This window comes from Pseudoalteromonas sp. SG45-1 (assembly GCF_014164135.1).
Taxonomy (GTDB): domain Bacteria; phylum Pseudomonadota; class Gammaproteobacteria; order Enterobacterales; family Alteromonadaceae; genus Pseudoalteromonas; species Pseudoalteromonas distincta.
The window spans coordinates 15,167-30,633 of record NZ_JACJEP010000007.1 but is presented as its reverse complement, the minus strand read 5'-3'; the positions used below and the strand labels follow the sequence as shown (position 1 = coordinate 30,633).

Annotated in this window: 10 protein-coding genes; 8 read left to right on the top strand and 2 right to left on the bottom strand. The window is 39.4% G+C overall.

Going from position 1 to position 15,467, the window contains the following annotated elements:
- Positions 1-19 precede the first annotated feature (19 nt).
- Complete coding sequence (pdxJ, locus tag H5117_RS08325) at positions 20-751, top strand: pyridoxine 5'-phosphate synthase (protein ID WP_002958712.1); 732 nt, start codon at positions 20-22, stop codon at positions 749-751.
- An 81-nt stretch (positions 752-832) separates the two neighbouring features.
- Here pdxJ and barA read toward each other — a convergent pair whose 3' ends face one another.
- A complete protein-coding gene (gene barA / locus H5117_RS08320; protein WP_182737195.1) occupies positions 833-3,607 on the bottom strand; it encodes a two-component sensor histidine kinase BarA in 2,775 nt (924 codons plus the stop codon).
- A 109-nt stretch (positions 3,608-3,716) separates the two neighbouring features.
- Here barA and rlmD point away from each other — a divergent pair, with 109 nt between their 5' ends.
- The 5 genes from rlmD to eno all read left to right on the top strand — a co-directional run bounded on the left by rlmD (position 3,717) and on the right by eno (position 11,215).
- The gene (gene rlmD / locus H5117_RS08315; RefSeq protein ID WP_182737182.1) at positions 3,717-5,042 is read left to right on the top strand and encodes a 23S rRNA (uracil(1939)-C(5))-methyltransferase RlmD; all 1,326 of its coding nucleotides are present in this window, start codon (positions 3,717-3,719) and stop codon (positions 5,040-5,042) included.
- Between the two features lie 8 nt (positions 5,043-5,050).
- Positions 5,051-7,207 carry a GTP diphosphokinase gene (gene relA / locus H5117_RS08310; RefSeq protein WP_024594977.1) on the top strand — a complete coding sequence of 719 codons (2,157 nt, stop codon included), beginning with the start codon at positions 5,051-5,053 and terminating at the stop codon, positions 7,205-7,207.
- Positions 7,208-7,209: 2 nt separating this feature from the next.
- On the top strand, positions 7,210-8,007 hold the full coding sequence (mazG, locus tag H5117_RS08305) for a nucleoside triphosphate pyrophosphohydrolase (RefSeq protein WP_182737162.1): 798 nt from the start codon (positions 7,210-7,212) through the stop codon (positions 8,005-8,007).
- A 162-nt stretch (positions 8,008-8,169) separates the two neighbouring features.
- On the top strand, positions 8,170-9,804 hold the full coding sequence (locus H5117_RS08300) for a CTP synthase (protein ID WP_033020682.1): 1,635 nt from the start codon (positions 8,170-8,172) through the stop codon (positions 9,802-9,804).
- A 112-nt stretch (positions 9,805-9,916) separates the two neighbouring features.
- The gene (gene eno, locus H5117_RS08295; protein ID WP_002958706.1) at positions 9,917-11,215 is read left to right on the top strand and encodes a phosphopyruvate hydratase; all 1,299 of its coding nucleotides are present in this window, start codon (positions 9,917-9,919) and stop codon (positions 11,213-11,215) included.
- 193 nt (positions 11,216-11,408) lie between these two features.
- Here the strand turns inward: eno and mutH are convergent, their stop codons facing one another.
- Positions 11,409-12,080 carry a DNA mismatch repair endonuclease MutH gene (gene mutH, locus H5117_RS08290; RefSeq protein WP_182737146.1) on the bottom strand — a complete coding sequence of 224 codons (672 nt, stop codon included), beginning with the start codon at positions 12,078-12,080 and terminating at the stop codon, positions 11,409-11,411.
- A 530-nt stretch (positions 12,081-12,610) separates the two neighbouring features.
- On the opposite strand from mutH, the gene rppH reads away from it, so the two are divergent.
- Positions 12,611-13,129, top strand: a complete 519-nt coding sequence (rppH, locus tag H5117_RS08285) for an RNA pyrophosphohydrolase (protein WP_002958704.1) — start codon at positions 12,611-12,613, stop codon at positions 13,127-13,129.
- A 30-nt stretch (positions 13,130-13,159) separates the two neighbouring features.
- The gene (ptsP, locus tag H5117_RS08280; protein ID WP_002958703.1) at positions 13,160-15,424 is read left to right on the top strand and encodes a phosphoenolpyruvate--protein phosphotransferase; all 2,265 of its coding nucleotides are present in this window, start codon (positions 13,160-13,162) and stop codon (positions 15,422-15,424) included.
- Positions 15,425-15,467 lie beyond the last annotated feature (43 nt).

The window sequence follows — 15,467 nt, the reverse complement described above, 5'->3', positions numbered from 1 at the left end:
TAATTTTACAGGTAAGAAAATGAAAGATATTCTTTTGGGTGTAAACGTAGATCATATTGCAACACTTCGCCAAGCGCGTGGAACAAGCTATCCAGATCCTGCTCATGCAGCCAGTGTAGCAGAGCATGCAGGCGCAGACGGTATTACGATTCACTTACGTGAAGACAGACGCCATATTCAAGATCGCGACGTTTATGTAATGGCTAAAACCATTCAAACTCGTATGAATCTTGAAACCGCTGTTACCGATGAAATGATAAAAATCGCGCTTGAAGTAAAACCTGAGTACGTGTGTTTAGTACCTGAAAAGCGCGAAGAATTAACAACCGAAGGTGGCTTAGACGTAGCCGGTAATATAGATAAAATTAAAGCAGCAACAAAAACGCTTACCGAAGCGGGTATTAAAGTATCGCTATTTATTGATGCAGATAAAGCACAGTTAGATGCAGCCAAAGAATGTGGTGCTCCTTATGTAGAAATACACACAGGCGCGTACGCTGATGCCACAAATGATACTGATTTACACAAAGAGTTAGAGCACATTCGTGAAGGTGTTAAATACGCAGCAAGCTTAGGTTTGATTGTTAACGCTGGCCATGGTCTTCATTATCATAACGTGAAACCAATCGCTGCAATGCCTGAGATTTATGAGCTAAATATTGGTCACGCTATTATTGCTCGTGCAGCTATAGATGGGCTTGATAAAGCCGTACGCGACATGAAACGATTAATGATTGAAGCAAGAATGTAAGATAAGCAAACATAAGCATTTAAAAAGCTTAATAAAAAAACGCGGTAAATACCGCGTTTTTTTGTATCTAAAATTCAAAGCTTATCTTTGCAGTTCGGTCACACTTGCATCTGCAAGTAGGTTTTCAAGCTCATCTTGTAACTCAAATAATTCAGGTTCAATATTCTCTAACAAGCATTTATTTTTAAGCGATGTTTCGATTGTTTCTGCGAGTGATTTAAGTTTAGGTACACCAGTGTAACAACATGCACCATGAAACTTATGGACAATACTTAACACTTGCTGGCAATCGTTACTCTCTATTGCTTTAGCAAGTAATGTAAGGGTCTCAGGGACACTTAAAAGTAGCATGTTAAGCATCTCTAGCGCTAACTCGCTCTTTCCGCCAGCACGCTGCAGGGCTTGTGCCCAATCAATTCTACTACTTTGAAATGGTGCAGGACTTTGTGGTGTATCTGTCTTAGCTTTGTCACGATTAACAGGAGTCTGTGGACTATGGTCGCTAATAATTTGTTTAAGCATATCTTCATCAATAGGCTTAGTTAAATAGCCTTTAAAGCCATCTTTTAGTAGTTGCTCTTTTTCGCTTTGAAGGGCGTGTGCCGTTACAGCGATAATGGGTGTGTCTTCATTAAGTGATGATTCTTGTATAAGCTTACATGCGGTTATACCGTCCATAATTGGCATTTGTATATCCATAAAAATTATGTCGTATTTATGACTTTTACTTAAACTGTATGCCTGTGAACCATTATGAGCCGTTTCTATTACTTCAATCTGTTCACTTAACAAAGTATGGAGAAGTTTTAAATTAGCATCGTTATCATCAACAACCAATACTTTTAACGGCAGTAGAGCTTGATCGTTTTGTTCAATATTATGAGTCGGGTGGTCAAGTCTGTAAGGTGCTGCAAGTACTTCACATAACTTACGGTGATTAAGTGGCTTACTTAAACATGCATCAGCTCCGCTGCCTATAAAGGCTTCTCGCATATTGTGCGATACAGTATTAAGCATTAAATATAAGTAATCTGTAGATTCACGCACGGCTTTTACATAGCTTTTTAGTTGCTGCATATCATCAACTGATGCCATATGGCCAATTAAGCAAACGTCATATTTATGTTCAGTATTTTTTATAGCGTCTAAAAAGCTAGTTTCGTTAAAGCATGCCGTAACGTTTGATTCCCACTGGGTTAATAACGAAAGTACGGCATGGTGCGTATGCTCATGTGGCTCTAAATATAAGATACGCTTACCAATGAGCGATTTAGTCGGTAAGTCATTTGTAAATACGTGATTTGGCAAACTAAACACACTATTGAATGTAAAGCAGGTACCGTTACCAGGCGCAGAATTTAACGTTATACGACCACTCATTGCTTCAACAATATGCTTGGTAATAATAAGACCAAGGCCTGTACCACCAAACTTACGTGTAATGCTTGAGTCTGCTTGCCCAAATGGAGTGAATAAAGAGTCTTGCTTATCCATAGGTATACCCACGCCAGTATCTGTTACTGACACAAGTAAAGAAGTGCGTTCGTCGTCGAGTAACCGATGGCTTATGTCGACCTTAATAGAGCCTTTTTCGGTAAATTTAATCGCATTACTTAACAGGTTTATTAAGACTTGTTTAAAGCGAGTGGGATCGCCCGTTAAGTCATCCGGTACTTGTTGGTTAATGTAAATGGATAGCTCTAATTGCTTATCGTGTGCGCTAGGAGCGAGTAGCGTCATTACTTCATTTACAGCATCACGAAGTTGAAACTGAATCGACTCAAGTTCCATTGCACCCGCTTCTAGTTTGGAGAAGTCTAGAATGTCGCTAATAATAGTCATTAAACTATTTGCTGATAGCATAATAGTGTCGAGATAATCTTTTTGATGTTTATTCAGCGGTGTTTTATAAAGCTGGCGTGTAAATCCAATAACACCATTTAACGGAGTACGGAGTTCGTGGCTCATTTTAGCTAAAAAGTCTGATTTTACCCGGTTAGCATCTTGAGCTTCTTTTTTTGCAAACGAGAGCTCTATATTTGAAGTTTCGTATTGTTCTAGTGTTTCGCGGTAGTCACTCGTTGCTTGATCAATATTTTTTTGCATTTCATCTTTTTGCATCACCATAGTGTGAGCAATGGTGTTTAAGCCTTCTCGTAATAGCTCAAATTCACCTATCATGTTGTCGTTAAGGCCAGTACTTCTTTTACCTTCGACTAACTTGTCGGTTGCAAGTACTAACTTATTAAGCGGCGTCATAAACATGCGGCTTAACCTTAAAGCTAAAATTGCTGCAAATACCAACGATAAAATAATTACAATACCGCTAATTAATAAAGCACGTTGCTGCCCTATAACTGCTTGGTCTTTGTTTAGCTGTATAATAACGGTGCCCAAAGATGACTGAAAAGCCGATGGATCCCATTTAGAGTCGTGACTTGTATGGTTAATAATGGGCGTGAAGAATGTAACAAGCTCATCTGACTTTTGCACACGGGTCGTTTTTAAATTTATGAGCGTTTTTTGATTAATTAACTTTTCAAATGAGCGATGATAATTACTGGTCATTAATAGCGCATTATTTTTATCAAAAATAGCAATCGACTTAATTGTAGGGGAGTGCTTGTTATGCGTGTAGCTTATAAGGCGATTCAATAGCTGTTTGTTTTTTTCGAGCATGGGCTGCTCAAGCGCAATAGCAAGGGGCTCAGAAATAGTAGTACCTTGCTGATATAAAATTTCATCAAGCTCAATGTAACGATTTATTGTAAAATAGCCACCAAGTAGTAATCCTATGATCACCGTTGGGATCAGGGTCAGTGTTAAAACAGAATCGCGTAAGCCTAATTTGGTCATAATGGGAGCGTTTTATCGTTATTAGTATGACTTGAGTATATACGGTTCAACACGCATTCTAAAGCATCTAAATATAGGTGCTTCATAAATAAACTGAAGGTAATGCCTAATGGCGCAAATTTTTAAAGCGAAAAAAAAACCGCTTAAGCAACAAACATTAGAATTAAATATAACGGGAATGGATCATCAAGGGCGTGGTATTGCGAAGCATAATAATAAAGTATGTTTTGTAAGCGGTGCATTACCAAATGAAACAGTTAAAGCGACGCTCGTTGAAGATAAAGCTAAATACAGCAGTGCAAAAGTAATTAAAGTTATTAAAGCGAGTGAATCAAGAGTAGACGCTTTTTGTGAGCACTATAATCAGTGTGGTGGTTGCCAATTACAGCATTTAGAAATAAGCCAACAAGTTGTAGAAAAACAAACTGCAGTTACTCAGTTATTTAGTAAGTTTGCTAAATTAAACAGCTTAAACTGGCAAGCTCCATTATTAAGTAAGTCTGTGCATTACAGGCGCAGCGCTCGTATAGCTGTTATGTTTGATAAAGCAGCTAAAAAAATGCGCGTGGGTTACAGAGCAAGTGGCTCAAAAAATATTGTGAGTATTAATAAATGTGCAGTACTTGATGAAGTATTTACAGATGTTTTCACACTTTTTGATGATTTAATTAATCAACACAAAGCACTGCACAGTATAAGCCATTTACAGTTATGCCAAAGTGATAAACAAAACTTTGTTGTTATTCGTCACACTAAAGCAATTAATGATGATACAAAGGCTTTGGTTGAGCACATAACAAAAAGCCAGCAGTTTAAAATTGTATGGCAAAGCGAGAGCGATGCAATAGAACATTCACACTTAGCCATGCCATTTTATTATCTTAAAGAATTTGATCTAAAATTTGAATTTGGTTTAGGTAATTTTATTCAGGTAAATGCGCAAGTTAACGAAGCTATGTTAAAGCAAGCTGCAAATTGGCTTGATTTAAAAGGTGATGAAAATTTATTGGATTTATTTTGTGGGATTGGTAATTTCTCATTAGTGTTAGCAAAACAAGCAAAATCTGTAATTGGTGTAGAAGGTGTGACTTCAGCGGTTGCAATGGCTGCTCAAAATGCGCAAACTAACTCTATTACCAATGCGCAGTTTCATTGCTTTGATTTAACCCAAAGCATACAGAGCGCCCCATGGTTTAGCAAAAACTTAGATGTGCTTGTACTCGATCCTTCGAGGACTGGTGCTATGGCTGTATTAGAGCAATTACCTTTAAAGCAGTTTAAAACTATTTTATATGTCTCTTGTGACCCTGTTACTTTAGCCCGTGACAGCGCAATTATTTCACAAGCTGGCTTTGATCTTAATAAAATTGGGCTAATGAATATGTTTCCTCATACAGGGCATATTGAAACTATGGCGTTATTTCAACGGAGGTAGAACGCATTATGGTAGCTACACGACAATCACATCAACAAGATGAGACAACAGATTTTAGCACTCGGCTTTCATTTCTTGCCTTGTCTGAAGAAAAAACAGAGCTACTTACTAAAGCCCAAGCGCTCTGCGTAAAATGTGATAGTGAAAGCAGGCAAACTACTGCAATCGAAATGGTTGAAATTTTAGCTGAGCTAAATCTCGACCCCGAATCGTTAGCTACTGCGTATTTAACCCCGTATTTTTTAAACGACTTAATATCGCTTGAAACCATCGAAGAGCAGCTTGGGAATAACATTGCCATGCTGCTAACTGGGGTTGCACAAATGGCCACTATTAGTACTTTATCGCATCAAGGTAAAGGCACTATGCAAGTTGATAATATTCGAAAAATGTTATTAACCATGGTTGAAGATGTGCGCGCCGTGGTCATTAAGCTTGCCGAGCAGGTATGTCATTTACGCAATGTAAAAAATGCGGATGAAGAAGACCGCGTCATTGCCGCTAAAGAAACGGCTGATATTTTTGCACCATTGGCAAACAGATTAGGAATAGGGCAATTAAAATGGGAACTGGAAGATTTATCGTTTAGATATTTGCACCCAGGCACCTATAAAAGCATAGCCAAACAACTTGACGACAAACGTCTTACACGCGAAGCCTACATGGAAGATATGGTTGAGCAAGTAAAAAATCGTTTAAGTGAAGCGGGCATAGAGGCCCAGGTTTATGGCCGTCCTAAGCACATTTACAGCATTTATAAAAAAATGCAGCAAAAAAACTACGAGTTTGATCAGCTTTTTGATATTCGGGCAATGCGTATCGTCGTTGAACGATTGCAAGACTGCTACGGTGCGCTGGGCATTGTGCACACCAATTGGCGTCATCTTAATAAAGAGTTTGACGACTATGTAGCAACCCCAAAACAAAACGGCTATCAGTCAATTCATACCGTGGTATTTGGACCTGAAGGTAAAACGGTAGAGATACAAATTCGTACCAGCGACATGCATCAAGATGCTGAGTTAGGGGTGGCTGCACATTGGATGTACAAAGAAGGTGCATTACCAGGGCGCGGCTCGGGTTATGAGCAAAAAATTAGCTGGTTGCGTAAACTACTCCAATGGCAAGAAGAAGTGGTTGATGGTGGCGATTTAGCAGAAGAGCTTAAAAACCAAGTAGTAGAAGATCGCGTATACATATTTACCCCAAGCGGCGATATTATCGATTTACCACTTGGCGCTACACCGCTTGATTTTGCTTACTACATCCACTCAAATGTGGGGCATCGTTGTATTGGTGCAAAAATATTCGGCAAAATAGTGCCGTTTACGCATCAACTTACAACAGGGGATCAGGTAGAAATACTCACCCAAAAACAACCAAATCCAAGTCGTGATTGGTTAAACCCGTCATTAGGATACATTAAGTCATCCCGTGCTAGAGCTAAAATCCACCACTGGTTTAAACAGCTCGACCGCGACAAAAACTTAAGTGCGGGGAAAGAAATTCTCGACAGTGAATTACAAAAGCTCAATTTAACATATAAAGATTTAGAGCCAGCCATTAAGCGTTTTAACTTTAAAGAGCTGGATGACTTAATGGTTGCGATTGGTGCGGGCGATGTTCGCCTCAATCAAATGCTTAACTTTGTAAGTGATCGGACAGAAGATGAGCCGGTTATTCGCATTAAAGCACCAAGTAAAGTAACTGGTGATAAAAACGGCATTGTGGTTGATGGTGTTGGCAGCTTAATGAGCCATGTAGCCAAGTGCTGTCGCCCAGTACCTGGCGATGAAATAATAGGTTATATAACCCAAGGTCGAGGAATAGGTGTTCATAAGGAAGACTGTGATTCGTTTAATAACTTAAAAAACCAGCATCCTGAGCGTGTTATTTCGGTAAGTTGGTCAGATGATATTAACGGCTCGTACGCACTAAGTATTAAAATAGAAGCCACCGATCGTTCAGGGTTGATACGCGATATAAGCTCAGTACTTGCTAATGAAAAAGTAAATGTTTTAAACATGAACGTAAATACGGTTGAAGATAATCAGTTAGCTATATTTACAATGCAAATAGAAGTACATGACTTATCGGGTACTAACCGTGTTCTTTCTAAATTACACCAAATTGAAGGTGTACATGATGCCAAGCGTGGTCATTAATCATGAATGATAATACAGCGCTTACACAACTTCTTAGCATAATGAAAACACTGCGAGATCCCAAGGGCGGTTGTCCGTGGGATCTCAAGCAAAATTTTAAATCTATTGTGCCGCATACGCTAGAAGAAGCGTACGAAGTTGCCGACTGTATTGAATCAGGCAACTTAGATGAGCTTAAAGGTGAATTGGGTGATTTGCTATTTCAAATAGTTTTTTATGCGCAACTTGCACAAGAGCAAAATCTATTTGATTTTAATGATCTAGTAGAGCAATTAAACGATAAGCTTACCCGTCGTCACCCGCATGTGTTTGGTGAAAAAAAAGAGCTAACAGACGATCAATTATCGCAGCAGTGGCAAGCAATCAAAGCACAGGAGCGAAGTGCTAGAGCGCAAACCGAACCCCCTTCTTTTTGGCAAGATATTCCTGGCAGTATGCCAAGCTTAAGTAAAGCCAAAAAAATTCAACAACGCGTGGCTTCCCTTGGCTTTGATTGGCCAACGTATCATGGTGCACTAGATAAAGTGAGTGAAGAAGTGCTTGAAGTAAAAGAAGCGATTGAGCAAGACCCGCTATCTGATCATACAGCGGAAGAGCTCGGCGACTTACTTTTTGCCACTGTTAATGTTATACGCCATGTTAAACGAGATCCCGAACAACTGCTTCGTAGCGCTAATGATAAGTTTTCAGCGCGTTTTGAAAAGGTAAACGCTTATTTGCATGCGCAAGGTAAAAGCTTAGATACAGCAACCTTTGAAGAGATGGATAGTGCGTGGGATGCGATTAAAAAAGTAAAATAGGCTTAATGTTAAATAGTGCACATTTTTTGTGCGCGTATTAGCTAATTTTAGCTGGATTGATAAGCAGTGTTTTGGTACAATTTCGCCCCGTCTTGATGATATACCCTTAGGCTCTTCTTTGGGTGTTATATTCCTTTTAATTCCTGATATTCTAGGGTTCGCATGAGTACAAAATTTATCTTCGTTACTGGCGGAGTTGTTTCTTCGTTGGGTAAAGGTATTGCCGCAGCTTCACTGGCCGCTATTTTAGAAGCCCGTGGTTTAAATGTTACCATTTTAAAGCTGGATCCTTACATCAACGTTGACCCAGGCACAATGAGCCCAATTCAACACGGTGAAGTTTACGTTACAGAAGACGGCGCAGAAACTGACCTTGATTTAGGTCACTACGAGCGTTTTATCCGTACCAAAATGACTAGTCGTAATAACTTCACACAAGGCCGTGTATATGAAGACGTATTACGTCGTGAGCGCCGTGGTGAATACCTAGGTGCTACTATTCAGGTTATTCCACATATCACTAACGATATTAAGCAGCGTGTATACGACGGTGCTGAAGGTTATGATATTGCTATTGTAGAAATTGGCGGCACTGTAGGTGATATTGAATCACAACCGTTTATTGAAGCAATTCGTCAGATGGGAACTGAAATTGGCCGCGAACGCGCGCTATTTATTCACTTAACGCTAGTGCCATTTTTAGGCCCTGCCGGTGAAGTTAAAACGAAACCAACTCAGCACTCTGTTAAAGAGTTACGCTCAGTAGGTATTCAACCAGATATTCTTATTTGTCGTTCAGACCGTAAACTACCTAATAATGAGCGTGCAAAAATCTCATTATTCACAAACGTAGAAGAAAAAGCGGTTATTTCACTACCCGATGTAGACAGCATTTATAAAATTCCTGCGTTATTAAAAACACAAGAATTAGATAACTTTGTATGTCGTCGTTTTCACTTAGATCCACCAGAAGCTGATTTAGCTGAGTGGGAACAAGTACTTTATCAAGAGTCTAACCCAACGGGTGAAGTGACCATTGGTATGGTTGGTAAATATATTGAATTACCAGATGCGTACAAATCGGTTAACGAAGCATTAAAGCATGCGGGTCTTAAAAACCGCCTAACAATCAACATTGAATACGTAGATTCACAAGACTTAGAAAGCAAAGGTGTTGAATTACTTTCACACTTAGATGCTATTTTAGTACCGGGTGGATTTGGCGGACGTGGTGTTGAAGGTAAAATTTTAGCAGCTAAATATGCACGTGAAAATAAAGTACCATACTTAGGTATTTGTTTAGGAATGCAAGTAGCATTAATTGAATATGCACGTAATGTTGCAGGTTTAACGGATGCAAACTCTACAGAATTTAATGCAAATTCAGAAGCGCCTGTAGTTGGCTTAATTACTGAATGGCTAGATGCTGAAGGTAATGTTGAAACACGTAGCGAAAAATCTGATTTAGGTGGCACTATGCGTTTAGGCGCACAAAAATGTCATTTAACGCCTGGTTCTAAAGTACATGGAGTATATGGCAGCGACGAAATTGTTGAACGTCATCGTCATCGCTACGAAGTAAATAATAACTTCGTAGAAATACTTGAAAAAGCAGGCTTAAGCTTTACTGGTTTATCAGAAGATAAAAAACTGGTAGAAATTATCGAAAATAAAGATCACCCATGGTTTATTGCCGCGCAGTTCCATCCGGAATTCACGTCAACGCCACGTGATGGTCATCCGTTATTTGAAGGGTTTGTAGCAGCTGCACACATCCACCAAAAAGCGAATTCGTAATTTTAAAAGCCGTGCATATTGCACGGCTTTTTTGTTTTAAGGGCTGACTAAGCTATATAAAACGTAGTAAAGTTAGTTGAACTCACCATTTTGGGAATATAGAGGAATCAAGATGTCAGAAATCGTAAAAGTAATCGGTCGCGAAATTATGGACTCGCGTGGTAACCCAACTGTTGAAGCAGACGTACATTTAGCAGATGGTTCTTGGGGTCGTGCAGCAGCACCTTCAGGCGCATCTACTGGTACTCGTGAAGCATTAGAGTTACGCGACGGTGATAAATCACGTTACTTAGGTAAAGGCGTATTAAAAGCAGTTGGTTATATTAATAAAGAAATTGCTGATGCTTTAGCTGGTCAAAATGCATTAGATCAAAACGCTGTTGATAAAGTGATGCTAGATTTAGATGGTACCGAAAATAAAGAAAAATTAGGTGCAAACGCAATCTTAGCTGTATCACTAGCAACTGCGAAAGCAGCTGCACAGTCTAAAAAAGTTGAGCTTTATGAACATATTGCTGACTTAAATGGCACACCAGGTGTTTACTCTATGCCACTTCCAATGATGAACATCATCAATGGTGGTGAGCACGCAGATAACTCTGTAGATATTCAAGAATTCATGATCCAACCTGTTGGCGCTAAAAACTTCCGCGAAGGCCTACGTATGGGCGCTGAAGTATTCCACAGCCTTGCTAAAGTGCTTAAAGCTGATGGTCATTCAACAGCGGTTGGCGATGAAGGTGGTTTTGCACCTAACCTTGCATCTAACGAAGCGGCTCTTGCTGCAATCAAAGTAGCTGTTGCAAACGCAGGTTACGAGCTAGGTAAAGATATTACTTTAGCGATGGATTGTGCTGCATCTGAGTTTTACGACAAAGAAGCAAACATCTACGATCTTAAAGGTGAAGGTAAAAAATTCACTTCTGAAGAATTTAACTTCTTCTTACAAGATCTTACTAATCAGTACCCAATCGTTTCTATTGAAGATGGTCTTGATGAGTCTGATTGGGATGGCTTTGCACACCAAACTAAACTAATGGGTGATAAAATCCAATTAGTAGGTGATGATTTATTTGTAACTAACACGAAGATTTTAAAACGTGGTATCGACAACGGTATTGCTAACTCAATCTTAATTAAGTTTAACCAAATCGGTTCTTTAACTGAAACTTTAGCTGCAATCAAAATGGCTAAAGATGCTGGTTTTACTGTTGTTATTTCTCACCGTTCTGGTGAAACTGAAGATTCAACAATTGCTGATTTAGCAGTGGGTACTGCTGCAGGTCAAATCAAAACAGGTTCACTGAGCCGTTCTGACCGTGTTGCAAAGTACAACCAATTGCTACGTATTGAAGAGCAATTAGGTGATAAAGCACCGTACAACGGTCTTAAAGAAGTTAAAGGTCAGTAATTCTATTTTACATAGAATATAACTTTTAATTTTAGATGATAAAATCCTCGCCTATGCGGGGATTTTTTATGCCTGATACTTTTTCCAAAGAGATGAAAATAAATTGTATGCTTTAAGCTTGTTGATGTACGCAGCACTAAAGAGTGGAGCACAAAAGTATAACGCTTTACTCATGCTTTAACTTCTTACGCACTCATAGCTGAAACTGCTGCTTTAAAATATAACCTGTAAAACTGGTTTTTAAATAAAAACCACGGGGTAGGGTTTTAATTATTTGCCCATTTGGGCCAATAGCATCAGTGACTATTTTACTATGAGCAGCTTTGGGGCGTATTTGCATAGCATCGCCTAAATGGCCTGATATTTCGTCGACTCTACCTAGCGCAATTAGCTCCATTTGCTCTTCCCAGTCGCGTTGTAACAAAGCGTCTTGTTCAGGTGAAGGCTGCCACAAAAAGCCGCTGCCGATAGTTCTGTCAAACGGCGCAATATCACGTTCGCTTAAAATTGGCAGCCATAAAACATGATTTAGTTTTTTACGCACAGAGCTGGTATGCCACGTCATTCCCGTTACGTTCATTAAAGGTGTAACCGATACAAACGTAGTTTCCAGTGGCCTACCTTTATAAGAAATAGGCAGTGTTTTTAGCTCAATTCCTAAATCTTCAAAATCGGGGAGGGGTTTTGAGCCTGCAGTAGCGCCTAGTACGTATTCAATGAGTTGCCCAGTCCAGCCTTTTTCACGTAGTAAGTCATCAGGTGTTTTAAAATGGTAGTGGTTTGCAAGTTGTCCTAGCGTTAATCCGGCAATACTGTTAACGCGCTGCATTAAGTCGTTTATTGAGTGTGGTTTTGTAGGTCGCATATTCTTAATTTCGGTTGTATAAATACCATAGCCATGATAGCAAATAGGCTAAGCCGTGGATATCTTTAGGGTTGTACGTTTTTTGCTCGCTTGTTGTTTGTGTTAATTTTGCACATATTGAAATTAAGCTACTTTACTTTAAGTTACTGACTCTTCAGGTTTTTTTAAATGTTCACGTTCAGTTTTGATTAAGCCATTTAAAAGTTGTAAGGATAAATACAACTATATGAACATGTTTATCCACAGAATCTGTGGAGAAGCTAAGTTTTAAGATCTAATATTGTGGATTTGTTTGCAAAATGAGCGTGTTTTACAAAAGTTATGCACAAACTGTGAGTAACTAGAGGAAAACAAGAACCGCAATAGCTTTGCTGAGTTATTTTCTAAATATTTACCTATTCTCTATTAATTTATCAACATACTAAAAGCTCAAACTTAGCTCACTAATTGGCTTGGGTATAATAGTATTTGCCGTATTGCGGCTAATGTGGAACAATCATTAAAAATCGACTTACAAATGAGGCACTAAGGTGATTGATGCCGAAGGTTTTCGTGCCAATGTCGGAATTGTGATTTGCAATAATCAGGGACAGGTTTTTTGGGCCAGACGTTATGGTCAACACTCTTGGCAATTTCCCCAAGGTGGTGTTGATGATGGCGAAACTGCAGAACAAACCATGTACCGTGAATTACACGAAGAAGTAGGGTTGCGACCAGAAGATGTAGAAATAGTCGCAAGCTCAAAACATTGGTTACGCTATAAATTACCCAAACGATTAATCCGCCGAGACTCTAGTCCGGTGTGTATTGGGCAAAAACAAAAATGGTTTTTACTAAAATTACGCTGTAAAGACGAAGATGTAAATTTACTTAAAACCCATCATCCAGAGTTTGATGATTGGCGCTGGGTAAGTTATTGGTATCCTGTACGACAGGTTGTATCGTTTAAACGGGATGTTTATCGACGAGTAATGAAAGAGTTTGCTCCTTTCGCCATGCCTTTTAATAAGAGAGAACAACATAAAGATCATTGGCGAAGTAAAAGGTAGTAATTTCTCGATACTATAAAGGAGCAGGGTATGCTGGCTACACTGAGATCTATTGCGGAGTCTGTATCGCGACAAGCGAATTTAGACAGCGCATTAGTGTGCTTTGTGCAAATGGTTAAAGATGCCATGAAAACCCAGTGCTGCTCCATTTATTTTGCAGATTACAGCCAAGACAATTTTGTACTTATGGCAACCGAAGGGCTAAACCCCGATGCGGTAGGTAAGTTTAGAATTGGTTTTACCGAAGGTTTAGTTGGCCTAGTAGCGCAACGCGAAGAACCTATTAATATTGCATTTGCTAAATCGCATCCTCGTTTTAAGCTCTCCCCCGAAGTAAACGAAGAAGGCTACAACGCTTTTTTATCTGTACCCGTTGTTCATCAAAAAAAAGTACTGGGTGTTATTGTAGTTCAACAAAAAATGGCACGTGTATTTAGCCAAGACGAAGAGTCGTTTTTAATAACGCTTTCTGCCCAGCTTGCTTCACAGTTAGCGCATGCTGAAATTAAAGAAATACTCCGCCAAGATGAGTCATCTCATCAAACGTCTGTTTTAAAAGGCGTATCGAGCGCGCCTGGAATAGGTATAGGGCAAGCATTTGTTGTATTACCAAAACTCGATTTTAAATCTATTGAGCTTTTAAAAGACAGTGACGTTACTGAGCAGCGCCGTTTGTTTACACAAGCTGTAGCTGCAACGCGCAAAGAATTTAATACCCTATCTATGACGCTAAGCGATTCTATTCCGCACGAAGCTCTTGCGGTATTTGATGTGTATCAACAACTGCTTGACGCTAAAAGTTTAGGGCATAATGTTGAAATGCAATTACAAGAAGGCTGGTGTGCTAAAAGCGCCCTAAAAATTGTAATAGAGCGTTTAATATCTCAATTTAATGCCATGCAAGACCCTTATATAAAAGAGCGTGCTGTTGACGTTAAGGACATTGGTCTTCGCGTATTACACCATCTTGTAAATACCGAGCACGCTGTTAAAAATTATCCGGCCAACACTATTTTAATTGCTAATACCTTAACACCCGCCATGCTAGCTGAGGTGCCAAAAGGTCACTTAACAGGCGTTGTAAGCGTAAATGGCTCTGCAAATAGCCATGCTTCTATATTAACGCGTGCGATGGGGATCCCTGCCATTTGGGGTATAGAAGATTTACCTCTACTGCAGTTTAATGGCAAACCGATGATTTTAGATGCATTTGCTGGGCGTTTATATATATCGCCTTCGCAAATGTTGATGGATGAATACACAGAGTTACAGCATCAAGATAACCTACTTAATAACCGCTTTTTAGCAGAGCAAGACTCTGAATCAATTACGCTTGACGGTGAGCATGTTAGCTTATTATTAAACGCAGGCCTTGAGCTTAATACCGAGCAAAGTAGCGCGCATATTTGTGACGGTGTGGGGCTTTACCGTACCGAAGCGTGGTTTATGCAAAAGGGTCAGTTTCCTTCGCAATCAGAGCAAGAAAATTGGTACCGAGAAGTACTAACTAGCTATCATCCTAATCCTGTGGTTATGCGTACATTGGATATTGGGGGCGATAAGGTACTCGATTACTTTAACATTACCGAAGAAAACCCATTTTTAGGTTGGCGTGGCATTCGTATTAGCCTTGATCACCCAGAGTTATTTTTAGATCAACTAAAAGCGATGCTTAAAGCCAATATTGGTTTAGGCAATCTAAAAATAATGCTCCCTATGATCAGCGGCACTGAAGAAGTTGATGAGTCACTTGCATTATTTGAACAGGCTTATTTTGAGTTAAGTGAAAAATACCCAGAGCAAACCATAGAAAGACCCGACATAGGGATAATGCTAGAGGTACCTTCAAGTGTATTTATGCTTCCAGAGTGGTCAAAAAAAGTCGATTTTTGCTCAGTAGGTAGTAACGATTTAACACAGTATTTATTAGCAGTAGACAGGGCTAATGCACGAGTTGCCGAACTTTTTAACCCTTATCACCCGGGCGTACTCAGGGTACTAAATAAAGTAGCGCGTGAATGTGAGCAATATGAACTGCCGTTTAGTTTGTGTGGTGAACTAGGCGGCGATCCTGAAGGGGCTATTTTGCTTATTGCCATGGGTTACAGGCGCCTTAGTATGAATTTATCATCGCTTAATAAAGTTAAATGGGTACTTAGGCGTTTAAATGTCAGTGACATGGAACAACTATTAAGTGAATGCTTAGCGCAATCCACAGCCAAACAAGTACTACGTTTAACGCGAAGCTTTATGCTAGAGCATAAATTAGGTGATTTGTTTTACACTCCCAAATAAGCTTATACGCCTAATTAATTGCAATACACAGATGCTATTAGTT

Coding starts and splice junctions, on each gene's coding strand:
- pdxJ (WP_002958712.1), top strand. CDS start 20: ATGAAAGATATTCTTTTGGGTGTAAACGTAGATCATATTGCAACACTT.
- barA (WP_182737195.1), bottom strand. CDS start 3,607: ATGACCAAATTAGGCTTACGCGATTCTGTTTTAACACTGACCCTGATC.
- rlmD (WP_182737182.1), top strand. CDS start 3,717: ATGGCGCAAATTTTTAAAGCGAAAAAAAAACCGCTTAAGCAACAAACA.
- relA (WP_024594977.1), top strand. CDS start 5,051: ATGGTAGCTACACGACAATCACATCAACAAGATGAGACAACAGATTTT.
- mazG (WP_182737162.1), top strand. CDS start 7,210: ATGAATGATAATACAGCGCTTACACAACTTCTTAGCATAATGAAAACA.
- H5117_RS08300 (WP_033020682.1), top strand. CDS start 8,170: ATGAGTACAAAATTTATCTTCGTTACTGGCGGAGTTGTTTCTTCGTTG.
- eno (WP_002958706.1), top strand. CDS start 9,917: ATGTCAGAAATCGTAAAAGTAATCGGTCGCGAAATTATGGACTCGCGT.
- mutH (WP_182737146.1), bottom strand. CDS start 12,080: ATGCGACCTACAAAACCACACTCAATAAACGACTTAATGCAGCGCGTT.
- ptsP (WP_002958703.1), top strand. CDS start 13,160: ATGCTGGCTACACTGAGATCTATTGCGGAGTCTGTATCGCGACAAGCG.